Source organism: Tepidimonas fonticaldi, from assembly GCF_001675355.1.
Classification (GTDB): domain Bacteria; phylum Pseudomonadota; class Gammaproteobacteria; order Burkholderiales; family Burkholderiaceae_C; genus Tepidimonas; species Tepidimonas fonticaldi.
The window spans coordinates 281,125-305,508 of the sequence record NZ_LZDH01000065.1 but is presented as its reverse complement, the minus strand read 5'-3'; the positions used below and the strand labels follow the sequence as shown (position 1 = coordinate 305,508).

Annotated in this window: 25 protein-coding genes; 17 read left to right on the top strand and 8 right to left on the bottom strand. The window is 70.6% G+C overall.

Annotated features, from left to right (window positions below; translation table 11 throughout):
• Positions 1-15 precede the first annotated feature (15 nt).
• Complete coding sequence (locus tag A9O67_RS11660; protein ID WP_068610461.1) at positions 16-984, top strand: patatin-like phospholipase family protein; 969 nt, start codon at positions 16-18, stop codon at positions 982-984.
• Here A9O67_RS11660 and A9O67_RS11655 read toward each other — a convergent pair.
• Genes A9O67_RS11655 through A9O67_RS11645 form a run of 3 tightly spaced genes read right to left on the bottom strand, consistent with a single transcriptional unit; the run spans position 933 to position 4,371 of the window.
• Positions 933-1,622, bottom strand: coding sequence for an RluA family pseudouridine synthase (locus A9O67_RS11655; protein ID WP_231960337.1), 690 nt, complete (start codon positions 1,620-1,622; stop codon positions 933-935). The genes A9O67_RS11660 and A9O67_RS11655 overlap by 52 nt on opposite strands.
• Entirely contained in the window at positions 1,619-3,364 is a 1,746-nt protein-coding gene (gene recJ, locus A9O67_RS11650) for a single-stranded-DNA-specific exonuclease RecJ (protein WP_068610459.1), read from the bottom strand. Before recJ ends, A9O67_RS11655 begins: the two co-directional genes overlap by 4 nt.
• Positions 3,361-4,371: a hypothetical protein gene (locus tag A9O67_RS11645; RefSeq protein ID WP_068610457.1), complete on the bottom strand. Its 1,011-nt coding sequence runs from the start codon at positions 4,369-4,371 to the stop codon at positions 3,361-3,363. Before A9O67_RS11645 ends, recJ begins: the two co-directional genes overlap by 4 nt.
• A gap of 56 nt (positions 4,372-4,427) precedes the next feature.
• On the opposite strand from A9O67_RS11645, the gene A9O67_RS11640 reads away from it, so the two are divergent.
• The 10 genes from A9O67_RS11640 (at position 4,428) to serS (ending at position 13,856) form a co-directional block, all read left to right on the top strand.
• Positions 4,428-5,696 carry a lipoprotein-releasing ABC transporter permease subunit gene (locus tag A9O67_RS11640; RefSeq protein ID WP_068610455.1) on the top strand — a complete coding sequence of 423 codons (1,269 nt, stop codon included), beginning with the start codon at positions 4,428-4,430 and terminating at the stop codon, positions 5,694-5,696.
• Positions 5,689-6,375 (top strand): ABC transporter ATP-binding protein, encoded by a 687-nt coding sequence (locus tag A9O67_RS11635; RefSeq protein WP_068610453.1) that lies wholly within the window; start codon positions 5,689-5,691, stop codon positions 6,373-6,375. Before A9O67_RS11640 ends, A9O67_RS11635 begins: the two co-directional genes overlap by 8 nt.
• A gap of 123 nt (positions 6,376-6,498) precedes the next feature.
• Positions 6,499-6,903 (top strand): ArsR/SmtB family transcription factor, encoded by a 405-nt coding sequence (locus A9O67_RS11630; RefSeq protein WP_231960336.1) that lies wholly within the window; start codon positions 6,499-6,501, stop codon positions 6,901-6,903.
• Complete coding sequence (gene soxC, locus A9O67_RS11625) at positions 6,896-8,239, top strand: sulfite dehydrogenase (RefSeq protein WP_068610449.1); 1,344 nt, start codon at positions 6,896-6,898, stop codon at positions 8,237-8,239. The genes A9O67_RS11630 and soxC overlap by 8 nt, the downstream gene beginning before the upstream one ends.
• Positions 8,239-9,324, top strand: coding sequence for a c-type cytochrome (locus A9O67_RS11620; protein WP_068610447.1), 1,086 nt, complete (start codon positions 8,239-8,241; stop codon positions 9,322-9,324). Before soxC ends, A9O67_RS11620 begins: the two co-directional genes overlap by 1 nt.
• A 78-nt stretch (positions 9,325-9,402) precedes the next feature.
• Complete coding sequence (locus A9O67_RS11615; RefSeq protein ID WP_068610686.1) at positions 9,403-9,726, top strand: c-type cytochrome; 324 nt, start codon at positions 9,403-9,405, stop codon at positions 9,724-9,726.
• 50 nt (positions 9,727-9,776) lie between these two features.
• Positions 9,777-10,229: a thiosulfate oxidation carrier protein SoxY gene (gene soxY, locus A9O67_RS11610; protein WP_068610445.1), complete on the top strand. Its 453-nt coding sequence runs from the start codon at positions 9,777-9,779 to the stop codon at positions 10,227-10,229.
• Between the two features lie 37 nt (positions 10,230-10,266).
• Positions 10,267-10,578, top strand: a complete 312-nt coding sequence (gene soxZ / locus A9O67_RS11605) for a thiosulfate oxidation carrier complex protein SoxZ (protein WP_068609643.1) — start codon at positions 10,267-10,269, stop codon at positions 10,576-10,578.
• A 118-nt stretch (positions 10,579-10,696) separates the two neighbouring features.
• Positions 10,697-12,421 carry a thiosulfohydrolase SoxB gene (gene soxB, locus A9O67_RS11600; protein ID WP_068610443.1) on the top strand — a complete coding sequence of 575 codons (1,725 nt, stop codon included), beginning with the start codon at positions 10,697-10,699 and terminating at the stop codon, positions 12,419-12,421.
• 115 nt (positions 12,422-12,536) lie between these two features.
• Positions 12,537-13,856, top strand: coding sequence for a serine--tRNA ligase (gene serS, locus A9O67_RS11595; RefSeq protein WP_068610684.1), 1,320 nt, complete (start codon positions 12,537-12,539; stop codon positions 13,854-13,856).
• Between the two features lie 6 nt (positions 13,857-13,862).
• Here the strand turns inward: serS and gloA are convergent, their stop codons facing one another.
• Both gloA and A9O67_RS11585 read right to left on the bottom strand, forming a co-directional pair.
• Positions 13,863-14,276 (bottom strand): lactoylglutathione lyase, encoded by a 414-nt coding sequence (gene gloA, locus A9O67_RS11590; RefSeq protein ID WP_068610441.1) that lies wholly within the window; start codon positions 14,274-14,276, stop codon positions 13,863-13,865.
• A 21-nt stretch (positions 14,277-14,297) separates the two neighbouring features.
• Positions 14,298-16,070 carry a DEAD/DEAH box helicase gene (locus A9O67_RS11585; RefSeq protein ID WP_068610682.1) on the bottom strand — a complete coding sequence of 591 codons (1,773 nt, stop codon included), beginning with the start codon at positions 16,068-16,070 and terminating at the stop codon, positions 14,298-14,300.
• A 249-nt stretch (positions 16,071-16,319) separates the two neighbouring features.
• Here A9O67_RS11585 and ettA point away from each other — a divergent pair, with 249 nt between their 5' ends.
• The 3 genes from ettA to A9O67_RS11570 all read left to right on the top strand — a co-directional run bounded on the left by ettA (position 16,320) and on the right by A9O67_RS11570 (position 19,383).
• Complete coding sequence (ettA, locus tag A9O67_RS11580) at positions 16,320-17,984, top strand: energy-dependent translational throttle protein EttA (protein ID WP_068610439.1); 1,665 nt, start codon at positions 16,320-16,322, stop codon at positions 17,982-17,984.
• Between the two features lie 83 nt (positions 17,985-18,067).
• Positions 18,068-18,586: a DUF1415 domain-containing protein gene (locus A9O67_RS11575; protein ID WP_068610681.1), complete on the top strand. Its 519-nt coding sequence runs from the start codon at positions 18,068-18,070 to the stop codon at positions 18,584-18,586.
• A 44-nt stretch (positions 18,587-18,630) separates the two neighbouring features.
• Positions 18,631-19,383, top strand: coding sequence for a helix-turn-helix domain-containing protein (locus tag A9O67_RS11570; protein WP_068610438.1), 753 nt, complete (start codon positions 18,631-18,633; stop codon positions 19,381-19,383).
• On the opposite strand, the gene A9O67_RS11565 is transcribed toward A9O67_RS11570, so the two are convergent.
• On the bottom strand, positions 19,325-19,816 hold the full coding sequence (locus A9O67_RS11565) for a YqaA family protein (RefSeq protein ID WP_068610435.1): 492 nt from the start codon (positions 19,814-19,816) through the stop codon (positions 19,325-19,327). The two genes, A9O67_RS11570 and A9O67_RS11565, sit on opposite strands and share 59 nt — an antisense overlap.
• 114 nt (positions 19,817-19,930) lie before the next feature.
• On the opposite strand from A9O67_RS11565, the gene dusB reads away from it, so the two are divergent.
• The 3 genes from dusB to purH are packed head-to-tail and all read left to right on the top strand — an operon-like array spanning position 19,931 to position 22,889.
• Positions 19,931-20,986: a tRNA dihydrouridine synthase DusB gene (dusB, locus tag A9O67_RS11560; protein ID WP_068610433.1), complete on the top strand. Its 1,056-nt coding sequence runs from the start codon at positions 19,931-19,933 to the stop codon at positions 20,984-20,986.
• Positions 20,987-21,009: 23 nt separating this feature from the next.
• A complete protein-coding gene (locus A9O67_RS11555) occupies positions 21,010-21,255 on the top strand; it encodes a helix-turn-helix domain-containing protein (RefSeq protein ID WP_068610432.1) in 246 nt (81 codons plus the stop codon).
• 47 nt (positions 21,256-21,302) lie between these two features.
• Complete coding sequence (purH, locus tag A9O67_RS11550) at positions 21,303-22,889, top strand: bifunctional phosphoribosylaminoimidazolecarboxamide formyltransferase/IMP cyclohydrolase (protein WP_068610430.1); 1,587 nt, start codon at positions 21,303-21,305, stop codon at positions 22,887-22,889.
• Positions 22,890-22,906: 17 nt separating this feature from the next.
• Here purH and A9O67_RS11545 read toward each other — a convergent pair whose 3' ends face one another.
• Entirely contained in the window at positions 22,907-23,710 is an 804-nt protein-coding gene (locus tag A9O67_RS11545) for an SAM-dependent methyltransferase (protein ID WP_068610427.1), read from the bottom strand.
• Entirely contained in the window at positions 23,707-24,309 is a 603-nt protein-coding gene (locus A9O67_RS11540; protein ID WP_068610425.1) for a Maf family protein, read from the bottom strand. Before A9O67_RS11540 ends, A9O67_RS11545 begins: the two co-directional genes overlap by 4 nt.
• Positions 24,310-24,384 lie beyond the last annotated feature (75 nt).

Below are 24,384 nucleotides of genomic sequence, written 5' to 3'. Positions count from 1 at the left end.
GCCCCAGCCGACCCGATGAACGCTACGCCCGCCCGCCCCCGCATCGGCCTGGCGCTGGGCAGCGGCGCCGCGCGCGGCTGGGCGCACCTCGGCGTGCTGCGCGTGCTGCAGGAGGCGGGGCTGGAGCCGGATATCGTCTGCGGCACCTCCATCGGTGCGCTGGTCGGGGCCGCCTACGCGGCCGGCGAGCTGGACCGGCTGGAGCCGTGGGTGCGCGGGCTGGGCTGGCAGCAGGTGGTCGGACTGATCGACCTGCGCTTTGGCGGCGGGCTGATCGAGGGCGACAAGCTGGAAGCGTTCTTCCGCAGCCGCTTCGTCGACGGCGGCATCGAGGCGCTGCCCAAGCCGTTTGGCTGCGTGGCGACCGACCTGGCCACCGGGCGCGAGGTTTGGCTGCGCCAGGGGCCGGTGATCGACGCGGTGCGCGCCTCGATCGCCATCCCCGGCGTCTTCACCCCGGCGCGGCAGGACGGGCGGCTGCTGGTCGACGGCGGGCTGGTCAACCCGGTGCCGGTGTCGCTGGCGCGCGCGATGGGGGCGGAGTTCGTCATCGCGGTGGATTTGAACTGGGATTTGATGCGCCGGCGCCAGCGCGTGGCCAGCCGCGCGCGCGGCCCCCGCCGCGGCCTGCTGGAAGGGGTGCTCAAGCGCCTGCGCGGCAGTGGGGTGGAGGATGCCGCCGCGCAGGCCGCCGACGGCGCGAACGAGGTAGCTCCACCGTCGCTGTTGGACGTGCTGACCACCAGCATGGCCATCGTGCAGTGGCGCATCACGCAAAGCCGCCTGGCCGGTGAGCCGGCCGACGTCGTCATCCGCCCGGCGCTGGCGGATGTGGCGGCGATGGACTTTCACCGCGCCGCACCGGCCATCGCCGCCGGCCGCCGCGCGGCCGAGCAGGCGCTGCCGGTGCTGCGCGACGCGCTGGCGCTGCTTTACCCGGAGGCGGCCGAGAACGCCGCCGGGCAGACCCAGCGGCACGGCTGACCGCTCACCGGGTGCGTCAGCGCCAGCTCCGCCGCGTGCAGCAGCAGGCGCGGGGCGGCGTGGCGGGCGGCGCCGTCGGCGTAGAGCGGGTCGCCGAGGATCGGGTGGCCGAGCGCCGCCAGGTGCACGCGCAGCTGGTGCGAGCGGCCGGTGAGCGGCTGCAGCTCCAGCCGCGTGGCCTGGAGCCCACCCCAGCGCTCCAGGCTCAGGATGCGCCAGCGCGTGTGGCTCGGCTTGCCGTGCCGGAAATCGACCTTGCTGCGCGGGCGGCGCGGCCAGTCGACGATCAGCGGCAGACGCACGTCCCCCCAGCCGTCGGGCGCCCCAGGCGGTAGCGGCACGCCGGCCACGACGGCCACGTAGGTCTTGTGCACGCGGCGCTCGGCGAACGCCAGCGACAGCGCGCGCTGCGCCGCCGCGCCGCGCGCCAGCACCATCAGGCCGGAGGTGTCCATGTCCAGCCGGTGCACGACCAGGGTGTCCGGCGCGTGCCGCTGCACGCGCGCGGCCACGCAGTCGGCCTTGTCGGCGCCGCGGCCCGGCACGGCCAGCAGGCCGGCGGGCTTGTCCACCACGATCAGCGCGTCGTCCAGGTGCAGGACGGGGATGCCATCCCACACCGCCAGCGGCGGCGTCACGTCTGCGCGCCCTCGACGATCAGCCGCAGGCGCCGTTGGCCCTGCCAGTCGTCGGCCTCCAGCCGGTATGCGAGCTGCACCCGCGCGGGCAGCGCCTCGGTGTGGCCGAACCAAATGCCCTCCAGCGGTTGGCCCTGCGCGCGCAGGCGCAGCGCCAGGTGCCGCTCGCCGACCAGCCGCTGGCCCAGCACCTCGACCTCGTCGCTGAACACCGGCGCGGCAAAGCCCTGGCCCCACACCTGCGCGTCGAGCAGATCGACCACGTCCACGCGGCGCCAAGGCTCCGCCAGCGGGCCATCGGTCTCCAGCCGGCGCTGCAGGGTGGCGGCGTCCAGCCATTCGGCGGCGACGGCCTGCAAGGCGGCTTCGAACGCAGCCAGCCCGTCGGCGGGCAGGGTGCAGCCCGCCGCCATGGCGTGACCGCCAAACCGCAGCAGCAGGCCCGGCTGGCGCTTGGCCATCCAGTCCAGCGCATCGCGCAGGTGAAAGCCCGCGATCGAGCGCCCCGAGCCCTTCAGGCACGGTGTGCCATCGTCCATCTGCGCCGGTGCGAACACGAACACCGGCCGGTGCAGCCGGTCTTTGAGCCGGGAGGCGACGATGCCCACCACCCCTTCGTGGAAGGTGGGGTCGAAGACGGTCAGCGCCGGGGGCGCCGTGTCGGGGTCCAGGCCCTCGCCGTGGCGCTCGGCCATGGCCAGCAGGGCCTGTTCGCGCATGGCCGATTCCACGGCCCGCCGCTGGCGGTTGATGTCGTCGAGCAGGCGGGCCAGTTCCTCGGCCCGCGCCGGATCGTCGGTGATCAGGCACTCGATGCCCAGCCCCATGTCGCTCAGGCGCCCTGCAGCATTGAGCCGGGGCCCCAGGGCGAACCCGAGGTCGAAGGTCGAGGCGCGCGCAGCAGGCCGCTTGGCCGTGGCGAGCAAGGCCGCCATGCCCGCCGGCATGGCCCCGGCGCGGATGCGCCGCAGACCCTGGGTCACCAGCCGCCGGTTGTGCGCGTCCAGCCGCACCACGTCGGCCACCGTGCCCAGCGCCACCAGCGGCAGCAGGGTGTCCAGGCGGGGTTGGCTCGCGCCGTCGAAGACGCCGCGGCGCCGCAGCTCGGCGCGCAGCGCCAGCAGCACATAAAACATCACGCCCACCCCGGCCATCGCCTTGGCGGGAAAGTCGCACCCGGGCTGATTCGGGTTGACGATGATGCAGTCCTGCGGCAGGCGGACTTCGCCCCCCTGCACCAGCGGCAGGTGGTGGTCGGTGATCAGCACCTGCAGGCCCAGTGCCCGGGCGCGCTCCACCCCCTCCAGGCCGGCGATGCCGTTGTCCACGGTGACCAGCACATCGGCCCCCAAGGCGTGCACGCGGTCGGCCAGCGCAGGGGTCAGGCCGTAGCCGTCGCGCACCCGGTCGGGCACCAGGTAGCGCACCCGGTCCCAGCCCAACGGCGCCCCCAGCAGCCGCAGGCCGCGCCACGCCGTCGCGCAAGCCGTGGCGCCGTCGCAGTCGTAGTCGGCCACGATGCAGACGGTGTGGCCGCGCTGCAGCGCATCGGCCAGCAGTTCCGCCGCCTCGCGCGCGCCGCGCAGGCGTTCGGGCGGGGGCAGGTGGGTCAGGGCGTCGTCCAGCTCGTCCGCCTGCTGGACGCCGCGCGCGGCAAACAGCCGCGCCAGCAGCGGGTGCACACCGGCCTGTTCCAGCGCCCAGGCGGCTCGTGGGGGCACGTCGCGCGGGGTGATTTTCACAGGCCGCTCCACCAATCCACGGCGGGCGGCGTGGCGGGGCGCGGTTGGCCCCGCAGCCGGTGCCACAGGTCGCGCCAATGCCTCCGGGGCGGGGGCGGCGGGTCGGCACCGGGGTCCAGCCGCCACGAGCGCCAGCCGCGCTCGCCGCACAGGGTCAGCCAGCGCGGCTGGCCGTCGGCGTCGGCAGCGGCCAGCCAGGGGGCCAGCAGCGTCTCGTCCAGCCGCGCCCAGGCGGCGGCCCAGCCCGCGCCGTCGCCCTGGGTGGCCGGCGCGCTCAGATCGTCCACCAGCCGCACGCCAGCTTGCGCCGGGGTGGGGCCGTGGCCGTCCCAGCGGCCGGCACCCGCAATCCACAGGCCGTTGACCGGCAGCGCACCGCGCGCGGCGCGGGCCGCGTTGACCGGGTGGTCGTGGAAGAGCATTTGGGCCTCGTTGAGCAGGCGCAGCAGCGTGCGGGCGGCGGGGTGGCGGCCGGCATCCCGCCACCAGCCGTCGGCGCGCCGGTGCGCCACCCGGTCCAGGCTGGCGCCCGTCCAGCCGTCGAACAGCGCCCCGCGCGCCAGCCAGCGCAGCGGGTCGTCGCCGTGCAGCTCGATGCCATCGCTGGCCGCGTAGGGCGCGAAGGCGTCGCGCAGGGCTGCCGATTCCTCCGCGCGCAGATCGAGCGCGTGTGGGGGCACGATGGTGATCTGGTCGATGCCGGCCTGCCAGGCGCATGGCCACAGCCAGGCGCAACCCACGCCCACCACCCCGGCGTGCCAGGCGGCCCATGGCAGTTGCCCATCGGCCACCGTCCACCCCAAGGCGCGGGCCAGGGCATGTTCGTGCGGCGGCGTCAGGCTCCAGGGGCTGCCGTCGTGCTGGGCGTGCGGGGTGGCGCGCGCCAGCCAGCGTTGGAGGGCGGGCAACCGCGGGAGGGGGGGGAGGGGCGGCGTGCCCGGCTCCGCCGCGGCGTCGGCGGCCGGCGGGGCGGCGTAGGCGATGATCAGGTGGCGGGCCTCGGGCATGGCGCGATTGTTGCGCAATCGCTGCGGCACAATCGGGGCAGCTTGTCGACACACCCATGCCTTTGCCCTACGAATTCGTGATCGGCTGGCGCTACACGCGCGCCGGCCGGGCCACCCGCCGCAACGGCTTCATTTCTTTTATCAGCGCGGTCTCCATGCTGGGGATCGCGCTCGGGGTCGCGGCGCTCATCATCGTGCTGTCGGTGATGAACGGGTTCCAGAAAGAGGTGCGCGATCGCATGCTGGGCGTGCTGTCGCACATCGAGGTGCTCTCCGTCACCGGTGAGGCCTTGGTCGACCCGGCGGGCACCATGGCGCGGGTGCGCGAGCATCCGCGCGTGCGCGCGGTGGCGCCCTTCATTGCCGAGCAGGGGTTGCTGGCGCGCGGGCAGGACATGAAAGGGGCGGTCATCCGCGGCATCGACCCCGCGCAGGAGCCGGCCGTCACCGCCCTGGGGGCGGATCTGGCGGCGCAGGCCTTCGGGGCCTTGCAGCCCGGGCGCTTTGGCATCGTGCTGGGGGCGGCGCTGGCGCGTTCGCTGGGGGTGTCGACCGGGGATGCGGTGACGCTGGTGGTGCCCAGCGGCCAGCTCACGCCCGCGGGGGTCGTGCCCCGCTTGCGCCAGATGACCGTGGTGGGGTTGTTCGACTCCGGCCACTACGAGTACGACGCGACGCTGGCGCTGGTGCACCTGGAAGACGCGCAGCGGCTGTTCCGGCTGGCGGGGCCGACCGGCATCCGTGTGCGGCTGGACGACCTGCACGCCGCGCGCGAGGTGGCCATCGAGCTGGCGGCGCAGCTCGAGCCGGCGCTGGGCCCCGGGGTGCTGGTGCGCGACTGGACGCGCGCCAATCGCACTTGGTTTGCCGCCGTGCAGGTGGAAAAACGCATGATGTTCATCATCCTCACGCTCATCGTCGCGGTGGCGGCGTTCAACCTGGTGTCCACGCTGGTCATGACCGTGACCGACAAGCGTGCCGACATCGCCATCCTGCGCACGCTGGGGGCCAGCCCGCGCAGCGTGATGGCGATCTTCGTGGTGCAGGGGGCGGCCGTTGGCGTGGTGGGGACGGCGCTGGGGCTGGCGCTGGGCCTGGGGGTGGCGTTGCACATCGACACGCTGGTGCCGGCGCTCGAACGGCTGCTGGGCGTGCACTTCCTGCCGCAGGACATTTACCTGATCAGCCGCATGCCCAGCGATCCGCAGGCCGGGGACATCGTGCCGATCGCCGTCATCTCGTTGGTGCTGGCCTTCGTGGCGACGCTCTACCCCAGTTGGCGGGCCAGCCGGCTCAACCCCGCGGAGGCGCTGCGCTATGAATGACTCGGCCGACGTGGTGCTGCAAGCGCGCGGGCTGGTCAAGCGCTTTCGTGAGGGGCGGCTGGACGTGACCGTCCTGCGCGGCGTGGATTTGACGGTGCGCGCCGGCGAGACGGTGGCCATCGTCGGGGCGTCGGGCTCGGGCAAGAGCACCTTGCTGCACCTGCTGGGTGCGCTGGAGGCCCCGACCGCGGGTGAGGTGCGGCTGATGGGTGAGGACCTGCACCGCCTGCCCCCGGCCCGCCAGGGGGACGCGCGCAACCGGTATCTGGGCTTCGTCTATCAATTCCACCACCTGCTGCCGGAGTTCACCGCCCAGGACAATGTCGCCATGCCGCTGTGGATCCGGCGCGAGCGGCGGGCGGTGGCGGCCGAACAGGCGGCGCATTGGCTGCGGCGCGTGGGCCTGGGTGAGCGGCTGCTGCACCGCCCCGCCGAGCTGTCCGGGGGGGAGCGCCAGCGCGTGGCGATCGCGCGCGCCCTCGTCACGCGGCCGGCCTGTGTGCTGGCGGACGAGCCCACGGGCAACCTGGACCGCGAGACCGCCGGCAGCGTCTTTGAGCTGATGCTGGACCTGGCCCGCTCGCAGGGGACGGCCTTCGTGCTGGTCACCCACGATCCGGAGCTGGCCGCGCGCTGCGACCGCGTGCTGCGCCTGGCCCACGGCAGCCTGAGCGGCTGAGCCCCGGTGGTGCGCCCGCCCCCGCGCGGCGGCGGGCTTTTTTGTGCCCGCCCTTGTCAGCTTTCCGTCGGCTTCAGGGTTTACACTAATAAAGATATTCGCAATCAATCATATAGTTTTGGCGTGAGCCGATCTCTGTCTGCCCCGCCGTTGGATGCCGTGCTGCCGGACTTCGAGTCGGTGGCGCGACATTTCAGCGTGCTGGGTGAGCCCGCGCGGCTGCGCATCCTGCACGCCGTGTGCCAGTCGGAGCGCTGCGTCAACGACATCATGCAGGCCACCGGGATGGCGCAGGCCAATGTCTCGCGCCATCTGGCGCGTCTGCATCAGGCGGGCTTGCTGGTGCGCCGGCGCGAGGGCACCCGGGTGTTTTACCGGGTGGCTCCGTCGTCGCACCTGGACCTGTGCCGACTCATCACCCAACAGGTGGGGGCCGGGCAGGCGCACCCGGGGCGGGGGGAGGGGTGCGGGATCGGTCGGCCGGCGTCGGTGTTCCCCGTTGAGTCAAAGGAAGAAACCAGTGTCTGAGAACCTCCGCGAAGTCATCGGCCGGGTCCTGCCCGCGCCCGAGAACCACCTGAGCCCGGAGCTGCTCGATAAAGCCCGCAAGGCCCGGCGCAGCTTCATGGGCAAGGCCTTGGCCATGGGGGCCGGCGCCGCCTCTGCGGTGGTCGGTGGCAAAGCCCTGGCGGCCGAGGACGGCGAAGACGCCATCCTCAAGCTGCCCGAGCACACGACCGGCCTGGGGCAACCCGTCGCCGCGCGCGGCTACGGCATGCCCAGCAAATGGGAGAGCAACCTGCAGCGTCGCGAAAGCCCGGGCCTGACCCGGGTCTCGCAAGCGTCGGTGAGCTTCTGCCCGCTGCAGGGGCTGTTTGGCATCATCACGCCCAGCGGCCTGCACTTCGAGCGCCACCACCAGGGCTGGTGGGACATCGACCCCTCCCAGCACCGGCTGATGGTGCACGGCCTCGTCAAGCGCCCGCGCGTCTTCACGATGGACGACCTGATGCGCCTGCCGAGCGTCTCGCGCATCCACTTCATCGAGTGCGGCGCCAACACCGCCATGGAGTGGGGCAACGTGGCCGTGCCGACCGTGCAGTACACCCACGGCATGATCAGCTGCTCGGAGTTCACCGGCGTGCTGCTGTCCACCCTGCTGGACATGTGCGGCATCGACCGCAAGAAGGCCAAGTACGTGCTGGCCGAAGGCGCCGATGGCTCGTCGATGACCCGCACCATCGACCTGGAGCGCGCGCTGGACGACGTGATCGTCGCCTGGGGCATGAACGGCGAGATGCTGCGCCCCGAAAACGGCTACCCGCTGCGCCTCGTGGTTCCGGGCGTGCAGGGCGTGAGCTGGGTCAAGTACCTGCGCCGCATCGAGGTGGGCGACCAGAAGTGGGCCACCAAGGACGAGGCGGTGCACTACATCGACCTGATGCCGGACGGCACGCACCGCCAGTACACCGGCATTCAGGAGTGCAAGAGCGTAATCACGTCGCCCTCGGGCGGCCAGACGCTGCTCGATCGCGGCTACTACAACGTGACCGGTCTGGCGTGGTCCGGCCGCGGCAGCATCAAGGCGGTGGACGTCTCCTTCGACGGCGGCCGCAACTGGCGTCCCGCCCGGCTGGAGGGGCCGATCCTGCCCAAGGCGTTCACCCGCTTCAACATCGACTGGGTGTGGGACGGCAAGCCCGCCATCCTGCAAAGCCGTGCCATCGATTCGACCGGCTATGTGCAGCCCAAGATCAACCAACTGCGCGCGGTGCGCGGCACGCGGTCGATCTACCACAACAACGCGATCCAGAGCTGGCTGGTGTCCGAGAACGGCGAAGTCTCCAACGTGCAGGTGTACTGATGAAGAGCAAGATCCAATCCACCGTCCGCGCGGCGGCCCTGGGCGTCGCGCTGCTGGGTGCGGGCGTGGGCGTCGCGCACGCCAACAAGCCCTGGCACGACATCGGCCGCGACGCCAAGCCGGCCGAGATCAAGGCCTGGGACATCGACGTCCGCCCCGACTTCGTCGGCCTGCCCAAGGGCTCCGGCTCGGTCAGCAAGGGCGAGGAAGTCTGGGTGAGCAAGTGCGCTTCGTGCCACGGCGACTTCGGTGAGTCCAACGAGGTCTTCACCCCGATCGTCGGCGGCACCACGGCCAAGGACATCGAGACCGGCCGCGTCGCCAACCTACGGCTGGAGGCGCACTACCCTCAGCGCACCACGCTGATGAAGGTGGCCACCGTCTCCACGCTGTGGGACTACATCAACCGCGCCATGCCCTGGAACGCGCCGAAGTCGCTCTCCACCGACGAGGTGTATGGCGTGCTGGCCTACATCCTGCACCTGGGCAACATCGTGCCGGCGGATTTCGTCCTGAGCGATCAGAACATCGCCGACGTGCAAAAGCGCATGCCCAACCGCAACGGCATGGTGTTCTACGAGCCGCTGTGGAAGGTCAACGGCAAGGGCGACGTGCAGAACACCCGCTGCATGAAGAATTGCCCCATCGAGGGCGACATCAAGTCCATGCTGCCGGAGAACATGCGGGACGCGCACGGCAACCTGATCGAGCAAAACCGCATCATCGGTCCGGTGCGCGGCTGGGACACCACCCAGCCCCCGCGCAAGGAACCGCTGACCCGCAAGGTGTCGATGGCGGCACCCGTCCCGGCCGCCGCGGCAGCCGGTGGCACCGACGCCAAGGGCCTGCTGGCCAAGAACGCCTGCACGGCCTGCCACGGCGTGGCCAACAAGATCGTCGGGCCCGGCTTCAACGAAGTGGCCGCCAAGCACAAGGGCAAAGCCAACCTGGAAGCCTATCTGGCGGAGAAAATCAAGGCGGGCGGGCAGGGGGTTTACGGCGCCATTCCGATGCCGCCGCAACCCCAGGTCAGCGACGCCGACGCCAAGGCGATCGCCGCCTGGATCGCCGCCGGCGCCAAGTGAACCGGGCCTGCTGCCCACGACTCTAACGAAGGGCCTGCGCGGCAGGCCTTACCACCGCCAAGGAGCACGATGATGAACCTGAAGACGATGCTGATGGCTGCGGCCGGGGTTGCCGCCCTGGTCGGCCCGGCACATGCGCTGGACGCCGCGGCCGCCAAGGCTCTGGCCCAGAAGAACGCCTGCATGGGCTGCCACGCCGTGGACAAGAAGCTGGTCGGGCCGTCCTACAAGGATGTCGCCGCCAAGTACAAGGGCATGAAGCCCGAGGAGCTGGCCGCCTCGATCAAGAAGGGCGGCGCAGGCAAGTGGGGCCCGGTGCCGATGCCGGCCCAGGCGGCGCTCGGCGACAATGACGCCAAGCTGTTGGCTGAGTGGGTGCTGGCGGGGGCACCCGACAAGTGATGGCGGGCGTGCCCGTCGTCCCGAATGACGTTTACGACAAGGAGTTGCATATGAAACAAAACCGACGCGCCGTGCTGAAGGCCGGCGGGGCGCTGGCGACGCTGGTGTCGCTGGGCGTGGTGACGGCCGAGCAGGCGCTGGCGTCGGGCCGCGACGGCTTTGCGGCCAAGACGCTGGCGGACGCGCTCAAGGCGGTGGGGGGCCAGCCCGCGACGAGCGACCAGGTGCAAATCGTCTCGCCGGACATCGCGGAAAACGGTGCGGTGGTGCCGGTGGGTGCGGTGAGCAAGCTGCCCAACACGACCGAGATTTACCTGCTGGTGGAGAAGAACCCGACGCCGCTGTCGGCGATGTTCATGATTCCGGCGGGCACCGAGGCGGACGTGCAGACGCGCCTGAAGATGGGGCAGAGCACCAACGTGCTGGCGGTGGTCAAGGCCGACGGCAAGCTGTACTCGGCCGTCAAGGAAACGAAGGTGACGCTGGGCGGCTGCGGCGGCTGAAGCGACACAGGGTAACGAACGCGAAGGAGAGACGAAGATGGCAGATCCGATGCGCATCCGGGCCAACGAGGCCGGTGGGGTGACGACGGTGCGGGTGCTCATGAGCCACCCGATGGAGCCGGGCACGCGGCGCGATGCGAGCGGTGCGCTGGTGCCGGCGCACCACATCACGGACGTGGTGGCCACGCACAACGGCAAGGAAGTGCTCAAGGCGCTGTGGAGCGGGGCGGTGTCGCAAAACCCGTTCCTGAGCTTCAAGTTCAAGGGCGCCAACAAGGGCGACAAGATCGTGGTCAAGTGGACCGACAACAAGGGCGAGTCGCGCACCGACGAGGCCGTGATCGCCTGATCCCGCACGCCGGGCGCCCCGGGCCGCACCCCAGCGGCCCACCCAGGGCCAGCGGACCCGACGGCCCGCTGGCCTTTGCTTTCCAGGCGCCCCTTCAGCTTCCACAGGAACCGTCACCATGAGTTTCAGCCGCCGCGAGTTTCTTCAGGTGCTGGCCGTCGCCAGCGCCTCTGGCATGACCATTGCCCACGAGGACGTCCTGGCCGCCAAGCCGGGCGCCGTCAGCCGCCTGTACGACGTGCCCAAGTTCGGCAACGTCAGCTTCCTGCATTTCACCGACTGCCACGCGCAGCTCACGCCGGTGTATTTCCGCGAGCCGAGCGTCAACCTGGGCGTCGGCGAGGCGCGCGGCCGGCCGCCGCACCTGGTCGGTGAGCACCTGCTCAAGCACTTCGGCATCCGCCCGGGCACGCACCAGGCGCACGCCTTCACCTATCTGGACTTTGCCCGCGCGGCCAAGACCTACGGCAAGGTGGGCGGCTTTGCGCACCTGGCCACGCTGGTCAAAATGCTCAAAGCCAGCCGCCCGCACGCGCTGCTGTGCGATGGCGGTGACACCTGGCAGGGCTCGGCCACCTCGCTGTGGACCAACGCCCAAGACATGGTCGACGCATGCAAGCTGCTGGGCGTCAACGTCATGACCCCGCACTGGGAGTTCACCTTCGGCGCCAAGCGCGTGCAGGAGATCGTCGAGAAGGACTTCAAGGGCCACATCGACTTCGTCGCCCAGAACGTCAAGACGGCGGATTTCGAAGAGCTGGTCTTCCCGCCGTATGTGATCAAAGAGCAAAACGGCGTGTCGGTGGCCATCATTGGCCAGGCTTTCCCCTACACCCCGATCGCCAACCCGCGCTGGATGGTGCCGGACTGGACCTTTGGCATCCGTGACGACCACATGCAGAAGATGGTCGACGAGGTGCGCGCCAAGGGCGCCAAGGTGGTCGTGGTGCTGTCGCACAACGGCATGGATGTGGACATCAAGATGGCCTCGCGCGTGCGCGGCATCGACGCCATCCTGGGCGGCCACACCCACGACGGCATGCCCGCGCCGGTCATCGTCAAGAACGCCGGTGGCCAGACGCTGGTGACCAACGCCGGCTCCAACAGCAAGTTCCTGGGGGTGCTGGACTTCGACGTGCGGGACGGTCAGGTGCGCGGCTACCAGTACCGCCTGCTGCCGGTGTTTGCCAACCTGCTGCCGGCCGATGCCGAGATGGCGGCCTACATCGAGAAGGTGCGCGCGCCGTACAAGGCCAAGCTGGAAGAGAAGCTCGCGGTCACCGAAGGCCTGCTGTACCGTCGCGGCAACTTCAACGGATCGTGGGACCAGCTCATTCTGGATGCGCTGATGGAGGTCAAGGGGGCGGATGCGGCCTTCTCGCCGGGCGTGCGCTGGGGCACCAGCCTGCTGCCGGGCGACGTGATCACCTACGAGCGCATGATGGATCAGATGGCCATGACCTACCCGGCCACCACGCTCAACGAGTTCACGGGCGCCCAGATCAAAGAGATCATGGAGGACGTGGCCGACAACCTGTTCAACCCCGATCCGTACTACCAGCAGGGCGGCGACATGGTGCGCGTCGGCGGCATCCAGTACACCATCGACCCGACCGCGCCCATGGGCCAGCGCATCCAGAACCTGACCCTGAAGGGCAAGCCGCTGGCCGCGGACAAGACCTACAAGGTGGCGGGCTGGGCGTCGGTGCAAGAGGGCGTGACCGGTACCCCGATCTGGGACGTGGTTGCGGGTTATCTGCGCGACAAAAAGGTCATCAAGCCGGTGCAGATCAACCAGCCCAAGGTCATCAACGTCGGCGGCAACCCGGGCCTGGCGGCCTGAGCCGGCCAGCCCCAACGGGTGTGACCAAGCCCGCTTCGGCGGGCTTTTTGCTGCCCGGCCGTCCGCCCGGCGGGGGTGCGTCGCTGTGCAGCGCCCCGCCTACAATTGCGCCACCATGCTCGATATCGCCACCCTGCGCCGCGACCTCGACGCCGTCGTCGCGCGGCTTGAGACCCGAAAGAACCCCCAACCCTATCTCGACGTCGCGGCCTTCACCGCGCTCGAAAACGAGCGCAAGGCCCTGCAGGTCCGCACCGAGGAGCTGCAAGCCCGCCGCAACAGCCTGTCCAAGCAAATTGGCGTGCTCAAAGGCAAGGGTCAGCATGCCGAAGCCGAGGCCGCCATGGCCGAGGTCGCCCAGATCAAAGGGACGCTGGAGGCCTCCGCCGCGCGGCTGGAGCAGATCCAGACGGAACTGCAGACGCTGTTGCTGGCCGTGCCCAACCTGCCGCAGCCGGAAGTGCCCGTCGGCCCGGACGAAAGCGGCAACGTGGAGCTGCGCCGCTGGAGCCCCGCCGGCGGCCTGGGCGGGTCGCCGACGGCGCTGCCGTTCGAGCCGCGGGACCACGTGACGCTGGGGGAGCGGCTGGGGCTGGACTTCGAGACCGCGGCCAAGCTCAGCGGTGCCCGCTTTGCCGTGCTGCGCGGGCCGATCGCACGGCTGCATCGGGCGCTCGCGCAGTTCATGCTGGATGTGCAGACCGGCGAGCACGGCTACACCGAGTGCTACACCCCGTACGTCGTCAATGCGCAGACCTTGCGCGGCACGGGGCAGCTCCCCAAGTTCGAGGCCGACCTGTTCGCCGCCAAGAAGGGGGGCGCCGAGGGCGACGAGGGGGCGATGTATCTGATCCCCACCAGCGAGGTGACGCTGACCAACTTCGTGCGCGACGCCATCCTGACCGAGGCCGAACTGCCGATCAAGCTGACCGCGCACACGCCGTGCTTCCGCTCCGAGGCCGGCGCGGCCGGGCGCGACACGCGCGGCCTGATCCGCCAGCACCAGTTCGACAAGGTGGAGATGGTGCAGATCGTGCACCCGCAGCACAGCCACGCGGCGCTGGAGGAGATGACCGGCCACGCCGAGGCGATCCTGCAGCGGCTGGGCCTGCCGTACCGCGTGGTGCTGCTGTGCACCGGCGACATGGGCTTTGGCGCCGCGCGCACGCACGACCTGGAGGTGTGGCTGCCGGCGCAGGGCACCTACCGCGAGATCAGCTCGGTGAGCAACTGCGGCGACTTCCAGGCGCGGCGGCTGCAGGCGCGCTTTCGCAACGCGCAGGGCAAGCCGGAACTGGTGCACACGCTCAACGGCTCGGGCTTGGCGGTCGGGCGGGCGCTGGTGGCGGTGCTGGAAAACTACCAGAACGCCGACGGCACCATCACCGTGCCCGAAGCGCTGCGGCCCTACCTCGGCGGGGCCGAGCGGCTGTGATGGCGGTCAGCTCAGCCCCGCCCCGGCGGCATCAAAGTCGCGCTGGATCAGCTCGATCTTGTAGCCGTCGGGGTCGGTGACGAAGGCGATCACCGTCGTGCCGCCCTTGACCGGGCCGGGTTCACGCGTGATGGTGCCGCCCGCGGCGCGGATGCGCTCGCACGCCGCGTACACGTCGGGCACGCCGATGGCGATGTGGCCGTAGGCCGTGCCCATCTCGTACTTGTCGACGCCCCAGTTGTAGGTCAGCTCGATCTCGGCCTGGCCGGGGTTGCCCCCGTCAAAGCCCAGGAAGGCGAGCGAGTACTTGTACTCCGGGTTTTCGGAGGTGCGCAGCAACTGCATGCCCAGCACCTGGGTGTAGAAGGCGATGGAGCGCTGCAAGTCGCCGACCCGCAGCATGGTGTGGAGGATGCGCATGGTGGATTCCTTCCGTTGGTGTCACTGAATGCGGCCGAAGCTGGTGCGCAGCGGATCGATGCCGCCGCCCCCGCCCCCGCCTTTGCCCCCGCCGCCGCGGTTTTTGTTGCGGTTGCGGCGGCCGCGGTCGTTCAGGGCGTCGATACCGGTGCGCAGCGGGTCCGGCTGGCGTGCCGGCCCCGCTGGCTGGGGTTTGCGGGCGCCGGACGATTGGGGCGCGGGGCGGCCGTCCCGCCCTGCGCCTTCGCGCGGTGGGCGCGGCTGGGCGGCCGCGCCGCCATCCACACGGGGCGGCTGGCCGCCGCCGGCGTTGCCGATGCTACCGCCAGCGCCTTTGGCCTTGCCACGGCGGCGCCGGTTGCGGCTGCGCCGCCCGTCGGGGTCGATGCGGGTGCGCTGCTCGCCATCCGCGCCCATGTCGCCGTCTTCCGAGTCGGTCGCATCGTCGTCATCCCGGTCGGCCCGCTCCGCTGCCTCGGCGGCCGCGGACGCCTTCGGTGCGGGGCCGGCTTTGCGGGCGCGCATGCGGTCCAGCATCTCGCGCCGGGCGGCCTTGGCCGCTGCGGCCATGACTTCGCGGCTGGGCGGCTTGCCGGCGCCACCCCACAGGACTTGGCGGCCCATGGCGATGGGTTCGGCCTTTTCCCCGGGCTCGGGCATGAACTCCGGCAGCACCTGCACTGGGATCTGTTGCCCGGTGAAGCGCTCGATGGCCATCATCCAGCCTTCTTCGTCTAGGCTGACGAAGCTCAGCGCCTCGCCCTCGGCGCCGGCACGGCCGGTGCGGCCGATGCGGTGCACATAGTCCTCGGGCACATTGGGGATGTCGTAGTTGACGACGTGCGGCAGCTCCTCGATGTCGATGCCGCGCGCGGCGATGTCGGTGGCCACCAGCACGCGCAGCTGCCCGCTCTTGAAACCATCCAGCGCCTGGGTGCGCGCCGTCTGGCTCTTGTTGCCGTGCAGCGCCATCGCGCTGATGCCGTGTTCGTTGAGGAACTGCGCCACCTGGTTGGCGCCGAACTTGGTGCGCGTGAACACCAGCACCTGGTTCCAGCCGTTGCCGTCCAACAGGTGCTTGAGCAGCGCCATCTTCTTGGTGCGGCCCACGGGGTGGATGGTCTGGCGGATGCGCTGCACCGTGGTGTTGGGCGGCGTTACCTGAATGTGCCGCGGCTCGCGCAGCAGGCCGGCGGCCAGCGCCTTGATCTCGTCGCTGAAGGTGGCCGAGAACAGCAGGCTCTGCTTATTTTCCGGCAGCAGCGCCAGCACCTTGCGCACGTCGTGGATGAAGCCCATGTCGAGCATGCGGTCGGCCTCGTCTAGCACCAGGATTTCGACCTTGGAGAGGTCGAGGTGGCCCTGATCGGCCAAGTCCAGCAGCCGGCCCGGTGTCGCCACCAGGATGTCCACGCCCTTGGCCAGCTTTTCGATCTGGGGATTGAGGCCCACGCCGCCAAACACCACCGCCGATTTGAGCTTGAGGTGCTTGCCGTAGGCTTTGACCGAGTCCTCGACCTGGGCGGCCAGCTCGCGGGTGGGGGTCAGCACCAGGGCGCGGATGGGGCGCGGCTGACCGCGCTTGGGCGTCTCGCCGCGCGAGGCGAGCAGATGCAGCATCGGCAGCGTGAAGGCGGCCGTCTTGCCGGTGCCGGTTTGGGCGCCGGCCAGCAGGTCGTGTCCGGCCAGCACGGCGGGGATGGCCTCGGCCTGGATGGGGGTGGGCGTCTCGTAGCCCTGCTCGCGCACGGCCTCGACGATGGCCGGCAGCAGTTGGAGTTCTTCGAATGTCATGTGAAGGTCGGGCGCCCATGCCGGGGCGCGCGGCATCAGCCCACGCCGTCGGGTGCCGGATCGGTCGATCCCGCGCACCGGTCGAGCGGCTCAGTCAGGGGCAGATGGGGTCAGGAAGGTGAGCCGGGGCGCGACTGCAGGGCCCGGTCAACCCGAATTGTTGCATAACTGGGATAATTCGAGGAAACCCGGGCCGCGATCCCGGGACATTTTTTTCACGATCCGTTGTTTTTCCGAAGGTAGCCCGCGATGGCCCAGTATGTTTTCACGATGAACCGCGTCTCCAAGACCGTGCCGCCCAAGCGGCAGATCTTGAAGGACATTTCGCTGAGTTTCTTCCCCGGCGCCAAGATCGGTGTGCTGGGGCTCAACGGCGCCGGCAAGTCCACGCTGCTCAAGATCATGGCCGGGGTGGACAAGGATTTCGAGGGCGAGGCCGTGCCCATGCCCGGCATCAAGATCGGCTACCTGCCGCAGGAGCCGCAGCTCAACCCCGACCAGACCGTGCGTCAGGCGGTGGAAGAGGGCATCGGCGGCGCGCTGGCGGCCAAGAAGCGGCTGGAGGAGGTCTATGCCGCGTATGCCGAGCCGGACGCCGACTTCGACGCGCTGGCCGCCGAGCAGGCGGAGCTGGAGGCCATCATCGCCGCCGCCGGCAGCGAGAACACCGACCTGCAACTGGAGCTGGCCGCCGATGCGCTGAACCTGCCGCCGTGGGATGCCCAGATCAAAAACCTCTCGGGTGGCGAGAAGCGCCGCGTGGCGCTGTGCCGGCTGCTGCTGTCCAAGCCGGACATGCTGCTGCTGGACGAGCCGACCAACCACCTGGACGCCGAGAGCGTGCACTGGCTGGAGCAGTTCCTGCAGCGCTTCCCCGGCACGGTGGTGGCGATCACGCACGACCGCTACTTCCTGGACAACGCGGCGGAATGGATTCTGGAGCTGGACCGCGGCATGGGCATCCCGTACAAGGGCAACTACTCCGAATGGCTGGAGCAAAAGGAGCGCCGGCTGGAGCAGGAGCAAAAGTCCGAGGACGCGCGCCGCAAGGCCATGAAGGAGGAGCTCAAGTGGGTGCGCGCCAACGCCAAGGGGCGCCAGGCCAAGAGCAAGGCGCGTCTGCAGCGCTTCGAGGAGCTGAGCGACTACGAATACCAAAAGCGCAACGAGACCAACGAGATCTTCATCCCCGTCGCCGAGCGGCTGGGCTCGCAGGTCATCGAGTTCAAGAACGTCAGCAAATCGTTCGGTGACCGGCTGCTGATCGACAACCTCTCGTTCAGCGTGCCGGCCGGCGCCATCGTCGGCATCATCGGCCCCAACGGCGCGGGCAAGTCCACGCTGTTTCGCATGATCCAGGGCGTGGAAAAGCCCGACAGCGGCGAGATCATCATCGGCCAGACCGCCAAACTCGCCTTCGTGGACCAGAGCCGCGACAGCCTGGACGGCAGCAAGACCGTGTGGGAGGACGTCTCCGGCGGGCTGGACAACATCACCGTCGGCAAGTTCGTCATGCCCAGCCGGGCGTATCTGGGCCGCTTCAACTTCAAGGGCAACGACCAGCAAAAGCGCGTCGCCGATCTGTCGGGCGGCGAGCGCGGCCGGCTGCACCTGGCCAAGACGCTGGCCAAGGGCGGCAACGTGCTGCTGCTGGACGAACCGTCCAACGATCTGGACGTGGAAACCCTGCGCGCGCTGGAAGATGCGCTGCTGGAGTTTGCCGGCAGCGCGTTGGTCATCAGCCACGACCGCTGGTTCCTCGACCGCATCTGCACGCACATCCTGGCCTACGAGGGCGACAGCCAGTGGTACTTCTACGACGGCAACTTCACCGAGTACGAGGCCGACAAGGTGCGCCGGCTGGGTGAAGAGGGGGCGCGCCCGAAGCGCGTGCGCTTCAAGTCGCTGGCCTGACCGTGGCTGCCACGCCCGTCCCCGCGCCCGGCGCTCCAGCCGCCCCGCCCGGTGTGCCCGACGTGTCCGCGGTCGAGGCGGCGATGCGCCGCTGGATCGAGCGCGCCGTCATCGGCCTGAATCTGTGCCCGTTTGCCAAGGCGGTCTGGGTGAAGGACCAGGTGCGCATCGCGGTCAGCCGGGCGCGGCATCTGGATGCCTTTCTGGACGATCTGGATGCCGAGCTGCTGCGGCTGCGTGATACGCCGCCCGAGGTACTCGACACGACGCTGCTCGTGCACCCGACGCTGTTTCCGGACTTCTTCGTGTTCAACGATTTTCTGGACGTGGTGGATCGGGTGATCGAAGAGCACGGGCTGGAGGGGGTGATCCAGGTCGCGCCCTTCCACCCGGACTTCGTGTTCGACGGCGTCGATCCGGACGACATCACCAACGCCACCAACCGCGCGCCCTATGCGACGCTGCACCTGCTGCGCGAGGACAGCGTGGCGCGCGCCGTGGCCTCGGGCGACCCGGTCGAGGCGATCGTCGAGCGCAATCTGGACACCCTGCGCCGGCTCGGGCCGCAGGGATGGCAGCGCTTGCTCGGCGCGGACGAATGAGCAAAAATCCGCATTCTTGTCAGTTTTAGGTCAAAATGGCGGGAATGAAACCGGACGATATCGATTCCGATCTGCCATCCGACGCCGAGGCGTACTACACGACCCTGGAGGTCGCCCGCATCCTGGGCATGGCCGTGCGCTCCGTCCAGTTGATGGTCGACCGGGGCGATCTGCAGGCGTGGAAAACCCCGGGGGGGCACCGCCGCATCACCGCGTCGTCCCTGCAGCGCTGGCTGGCCCGCAGCCGCGCCGGGGTGGCACCCCCCGCGGCCTCGCGCATGGCGCGGCCGCGCCGCGGGGCCGCGCGCAGCGGCCGGCCGCCGCGCATTTTGCTCATCGAGGATTCTTCGCATTTCCAGCACCTGGTGCAGTTGCTGGTGCGCCAGCGCTTCCCCCGCGCCGAATTGCATGTGGCGGGCGACGGGATTTCGGGCTTGGTGTCCTTTGGGCAGTTGCAGCCCGATCTGCTGATCGTGGACATTTTGCTGCCGGGCATCGATGGCGCATCGATGGTCATGGGCCTGCGCCGCCACGAACTGTTCGGCGGGTGCGGGCTGATCGTGCTCACCTCGCTGGACGAGCAGGCGCGCCGCGATTATGCGCACGCGCTGGAGGACGTCGCCGTGGTGCACAAGCCCGACCTCGTGCGCGATTTGCCGCCGCTGATCGAGCGGGCCTTGGGCGAGCGGTTGCGCGAGACGGACCCCCCCGCTGCGTCCGCGGCGGGCGATGCCCCCCTCAGCGCGCCAGCGCAGACCAGTCGCCCGGCACCAGCCACAGCAGCCCGGCGGTCATGACCACGTAGCGGGCGAATTTGCCCACGGCCATGTAGGCCACGCAGGGCCAGAACGGAAACTTGAGCCACCCCGCCACCGCGCACAGCGGGTCGCCCACGGCGGGCAGCCAGCTCAGCAAACAGGCCTTGGGGCCAAAGCGCTCCAGCCAGTCCAGCGCGCGCAGATGGGTGGGCGAGCCGCGCGCGCGGTCGATGGCCGCGTGTGCGCCGTAGCCCATGGCCCAGCTCACCGCACCGCCGAGGGTGTTGCCCACGGTGGCCACCAGGATGGCCGGCCAGAACAACTCGGGGTTGAGCTTGACCAGCGCGAACACGGCCGGCTCCGACCCCATGGGCAGCAGCGTCGCCGAGACGAACGCCACCACGAATACCGTGGTCAGGCCCACCTCGGGCAGGCTGAGGGTGTGCAGCAGGGACGGGATCCAGTCATCCATGGCGGTATCGGTCGGCCGGCGCGCAGTATAGGCGCTGGGGGTAGGGGTACAATCTTGCCCAATTTTTCAGCAGCCCGTTCCTCCTCCTTCCTTTCCCCTTCCCGTCCGCTTGCCATGACCGACGGCCCCGCGATCGGCCCCTATGTGCTGCCCAACCGCCTGTTCGTTGCGCCGATGGCCGGGGTGACGGACCGGCCATTCCGGCGGCTGTGCAAGCGGCTGGGCGCCGGCTACGCGGTCAGCGAGATGATCACCTCGCGCCCGGAGCTGCAGGCCAGCCTGAAGACCGCGCGGCGCGCCAACCACGACGGCGAGCCGGGGCCGATCGCAGTGCAGATCGCCGGCACCGACCCGGCGATGATGGCCGAGGCGGCGCGCCACAACATCGACCGCGGCGCGCAGATCATCGACATCAACATGGGCTGCCCGGCCAAGAAGGTCTGCAACCGGTGGGCCGGCTCCGCCCTGATGCAGGACGAGGCGCTGGCCGCCGCGATCATCGAGGCGGTGGTGGCGGCCTGCGAGCCGCATGGCGTGCCGGTGACGCTGAAGATGCGCACCGGCTGGTGCGACGCCGTGCGCAACGCCCCGCGGCTGGCGCGCATCGCCGAGGAGGCCGGCGTGCGCATGCTCGTGATTCACGGGCGCACGCGCGCGCAGGGTTACGGCGGCGTGGCCGAACACGACACCACGGCGCTCGTCAAGACCCTGGTGCGCATCCCGGTGGTGGCCAACGGCGACCTCGACGGCGCTGAGGCGGTGCGCCGGGTGCTGGCGCACACCGGGGCCGATGCGGTGATGATCGGCCGCGCGGCGCAGGGTCGGCCGTGGCTGTTCCGCGACATCCTGCACGAGCTGCGCACCGGCCGCCCGGCGGCGCCGCCGACCACCGCCGAGCTGCGCGAGTGGCTGCGCGAGCACCTGCTGGACCACTACGCGCTCTACGGCGAGGCCGCCGGCGTGCGCAGCGCGCGCAAGCACCTGCTGTGGTACCTGCGCGCGCTCGGCGGCCCGCCGGCGGCGCAGCAGCGGCTGCGCGCCGCGGTGATCGCCGCCGAGCGGGCCGAGGCGCAGCTGCAGGCGCTGGAGGATTTCCTCGACGAGCGCGACGCTGCCCCGGCCGCCGAACCCGCCGCCCGCCCCGAGCCCGAGGCGGCGCTGGCGGCCTGACGACCCCGAACCCGACACCCGACATGGATCCCCAGTCCCCCCACCTGCCCGACTGCGTGCGCGAAAGCCTCGACGCCTACTTCGCGACGCTCGCCGACACCGAGCCGGCCAATCTGCACGAGATGCTGATCCGCGCGGTGGAAAAGCCGCTGCTGGAGGTGGTGATGGCGCGCGCGCGCGGCAACCAGTCGCGCGCCGCCCAGTGGCTGGGCCTCAACCGCAACACGCTGCGCAAGAAGCTACTCGAGCACGGCCTGCTCGACGGCTGAAGCCCAGCCCCGATTCACCGCAACCGCCCCCCGAGGATCCCCCGACGATGAGAGCCCTGATTTCCGTCTCCGACAAGACCGGCGTGCTGGAGCTGGCGCGCGAGCTGCACGCGCTGGGCGTGCAGCTGATTTCCACCGGCGGCACTGCCCGCCTGCTGGCCGAGGCCGGCCTGCCGGTTGCCGAGGTGGCCGACGTGACCGGCTTTCCGGAAATGCTGGACGGCCGCGTCAAGACGCTGCACCCCGGGATCCACGGCGGGCTGCTTGCGCGGCGCGACGTGCCGGCGCACATGGCGGCGCTGGCGCAGCACGGCATTGCCCCGATCGACCTGCTGGTGGTCAACCTCTATCCGTTCGAGGCCACGGTGGCGCGGCCCGGCTGCACGCTGGCCGAGGCGATCGAGAACATCGACATCGGCGGGCCGGCGATGGTGCGCTCGGCGGCGAAGAACTGGCGTGATGTGGCCGTGCTGACCGACCCGGCGCAGTACGCCCCGGTGCTGGCCGAACTCAAGGACGGCGGGCGCGTCAGCGACGCCACGCGCCTGCAGCTCGCAGTGGCGGCGTTCAACCGCATCGCGCAGTACGACGCCGCGATCAGTCAGTACCTGTCGGCGCTGGACCTGTCGGCCGGCGTGCCGGCGGCCGAGGTCGAGCCGGCGCGGCTGCCGTTTCCGGCCCAGTTCAACGCCTGCTGGACCAAGGTGCAGGACCTGCGCTACGGCGAGAACCCGCACCAGCAGGCCGCCTTCTACCGCGACCCGGACGCGCAGGTCGGGTCGCTGGCCACCGCGCAGCAGCTGCAGGGCAAGGAACTCTCCTACAACAACATCGCCGACGCCGACGCGGCGTGGGAGTGCGTCAAGGGCTTCGAGGCGCCGGCCTGCGTCATCATCAAGCACGCCAACCCGTGCGGCGTGGCCATCGGCGCCACGGCGCTGGAGGCCTACCGCAAGGCGTTCCAGACCGACCCCACGAGCGCCTTCGGCGGCATTATCGCCTTCAACCGGGCACTGGACGGCCAGGCCGCGCAGGCGGTGGCGCAGCAGTTCGTCGAGGTGCTGATCGCGCCGGACTTCACGCCGGAGGCGCTGGCGGTGTTCAAGGCCAAGGCCAACGTGCGGCTGCTGCGCATCGCGCTGCCGACCGACGTGGCCGCCACGCGCAACCGGCTGCACCTGCAGCGCGTCGGCGGCGGCGTGCTGGTGCAGACCGCCGACCACCACGTGCTGCGGCCCGAGGACCTGCGCGTCGTCACGCGCCGCCAGCCGAGCGCGCAGGAGCTGCAGGACCTGCTGTTCGCCTGGGCGGTGGCGCAGTACGTCAAGAGCAACGCCATCGTCTTCTGCAAGGACGGCATGACGATGGGCGTGGGCGCCGGGCAGATGAGCCGGCTGGACTCCGCGCGCATCGCCAGCATCAAGGCGCAGGCCGCGGGCTTAAGCCTCAAAGGCACGGCGGTGGCCAGCGATGCGTTCTTCCCGTTCCGCGACGGGCTGGACGTGGTGGTGGACGCCGGCGCCACCTGCGTGATCCAGCCGGGCGGCTCGGTGCGCGACGCCGAGGTGATCGCCGCCGCCGACGAGCGCGGCGTGGCGATGGTCTTTACCGGCGTGCGGCACTTCCGCCACTGACGGCGGGCGGGCCCGATTCAGTGGCCCAGGACGAACACGGCCGGCAAGTCGAGCGGCAGGGCGGGCGGCTGGCGGCGCCAGTCGGCCACGCGTGCGCTGTGCACGGCTTGCGTCGGCAGGCCCAGGCCGCAGGCCAGCGCCAGCCGCGTGTCGGGCGGCAGCACCTGCAGCGCGGTTTGCAGCAAAGCGGCGTTGCGGTAGGGCGTTTCGATGAAGATCTGGGTCTGGCCCAGCCGGCGCGCGGTGGCTTCCAGCTCGCGCAGGCGCGCCGCGCGTTCCCCCGCCCCCTGCGGCAGGTAGCCGACGAAGGCGAAGTGCTGGCCGTGGCAGCCGCTGGCGGCCAGCGCCAGCATCAGCGACACCGGGCCTATCAGCGGCACCACCCGCAAGCCCAGGGCGTGGGCGGCGCGGACCACGGCGGCCCCGGGGTCGGCGATCGCGGGCATGCCGGCCTCGCTCACCAAACCGATGGCGTGGCCTTGCAGCGCCGGTGCCAGCCATTCGCGCGCCTGGGCATCCGCCCCCCGGTGGCGGTCGCCGTGTTTGTGCCAATCGCGTGGTAGCTCGGTGATCGTGTGCTGCTGCAGCGGGGCCACCAGGGGCTGCACCGCCTGCACGCGCTTGAGGAAGGCGCGCGTGCTTTTGGCGTTTTCGGTGATCCAGTGCGTCAGGCGGGCCGCCGTCGCCAGGGTCAAGGCGGGCAGGGCCTCGCGCACGTCCGGCTGGGGCGCGCAGCCAAAGTCCAACGGCGTCGGCACCAGATAGAGCGTGCCGGGCGCCGCTGCGTCGGGCATCGCGGCATCGGGCGTGGCCGGATTCATGGCAACGTCACCCCGGCGCCGCGCAACAGCCGCGCGGTGCGGATCAGCGGCAGGCCGACGAGGGCGCTGGGGTCGTCGCTGACGATGGACTCCAGCAGCGCGATGCCCAGCCCCTCGCTCTTGGCGCTGCCGGCGCAGTCGTAAGGGCGTTCGGCGAGCAGATAGCGCTCGATTTCGGCGTCGCTCAGGTCGCGAAAGCGCACCTCCACCACCGCCAGATCCTCCGCCGCATAGCCGCTGGCGTGGCAGACGACCGCCAGCGCGGTCTGAAAGCGCACCGTCCGCCCGCGCATGGCGCGCAACTGCGCGACCGCGCGCTCGTGCGTCCCGGGTTTGCCCAGCGCGGCGCCATCCAGGTCCGCCACCTGGTCGCTGCCGATCACGATGGCCTGCGGGTGCCGTTGGGCGACGGCCTCGGCCTTGGCGCGGGCCAGGCGTTGTGCCAGGCGGGCTGGGGGTTCGCCCGGCAGTGGGGTTTCGTCCACCTGGGGGGCGACGGTTTCGAAGGGCAGGCGCAGCCGTGCCAGCAGCTCGCGCCGGTACGGCGAGGTGGAGCCCAGGACGATGGGCCGGGGCAGGGCAGGGGCAAAGGTCTCCATGGCGGTATTGTCGCTGCCGCCGCGCTATGCTTGGGTTGGATCAGGTCGGGTGAAAGGGGCGCCCGGACGGGGCCC

Coding starts and splice junctions, on each gene's coding strand:
- A9O67_RS11570 (WP_068610438.1), top strand. CDS start 18,631: ATGAAACCGGACGATATCGATTCCGATCTGCCATCCGACGCCGAGGCG.
- A9O67_RS11555 (WP_068610432.1), top strand. CDS start 21,010: ATGGATCCCCAGTCCCCCCACCTGCCCGACTGCGTGCGCGAAAGCCTC.
- A9O67_RS11660 (WP_068610461.1), top strand. CDS start 16: ATGAACGCTACGCCCGCCCGCCCCCGCATCGGCCTGGCGCTGGGCAGC.
- A9O67_RS11575 (WP_068610681.1), top strand. CDS start 18,068: ATGCGCCGCTGGATCGAGCGCGCCGTCATCGGCCTGAATCTGTGCCCG.
- soxZ (WP_068609643.1), top strand. CDS start 10,267: ATGGCAGATCCGATGCGCATCCGGGCCAACGAGGCCGGTGGGGTGACG.
- A9O67_RS11635 (WP_068610453.1), top strand. CDS start 5,689: ATGAATGACTCGGCCGACGTGGTGCTGCAAGCGCGCGGGCTGGTCAAG.
- purH (WP_068610430.1), top strand. CDS start 21,303: ATGAGAGCCCTGATTTCCGTCTCCGACAAGACCGGCGTGCTGGAGCTG.
- A9O67_RS11540 (WP_068610425.1), bottom strand. CDS start 24,309: ATGGAGACCTTTGCCCCTGCCCTGCCCCGGCCCATCGTCCTGGGCTCC.
- A9O67_RS11645 (WP_068610457.1), bottom strand. CDS start 4,371: ATGCCCGAGGCCCGCCACCTGATCATCGCCTACGCCGCCCCGCCGGCC.
- A9O67_RS11585 (WP_068610682.1), bottom strand. CDS start 16,070: ATGACATTCGAAGAACTCCAACTGCTGCCGGCCATCGTCGAGGCCGTG.
- serS (WP_068610684.1), top strand. CDS start 12,537: ATGCTCGATATCGCCACCCTGCGCCGCGACCTCGACGCCGTCGTCGCG.
- dusB (WP_068610433.1), top strand. CDS start 19,931: ATGACCGACGGCCCCGCGATCGGCCCCTATGTGCTGCCCAACCGCCTG.
- A9O67_RS11565 (WP_068610435.1), bottom strand. CDS start 19,816: ATGGATGACTGGATCCCGTCCCTGCTGCACACCCTCAGCCTGCCCGAG.
- A9O67_RS11545 (WP_068610427.1), bottom strand. CDS start 23,710: ATGAATCCGGCCACGCCCGATGCCGCGATGCCCGACGCAGCGGCGCCC.
- A9O67_RS11640 (WP_068610455.1), top strand. CDS start 4,428: ATGCCTTTGCCCTACGAATTCGTGATCGGCTGGCGCTACACGCGCGCC.
- gloA (WP_068610441.1), bottom strand. CDS start 14,276: ATGCGCATCCTCCACACCATGCTGCGGGTCGGCGACTTGCAGCGCTCC.
- A9O67_RS11620 (WP_068610447.1), top strand. CDS start 8,239: ATGAAGAGCAAGATCCAATCCACCGTCCGCGCGGCGGCCCTGGGCGTC.
- ettA (WP_068610439.1), top strand. CDS start 16,320: ATGGCCCAGTATGTTTTCACGATGAACCGCGTCTCCAAGACCGTGCCG.
- soxY (WP_068610445.1), top strand. CDS start 9,777: ATGAAACAAAACCGACGCGCCGTGCTGAAGGCCGGCGGGGCGCTGGCG.
- soxB (WP_068610443.1), top strand. CDS start 10,697: ATGAGTTTCAGCCGCCGCGAGTTTCTTCAGGTGCTGGCCGTCGCCAGC.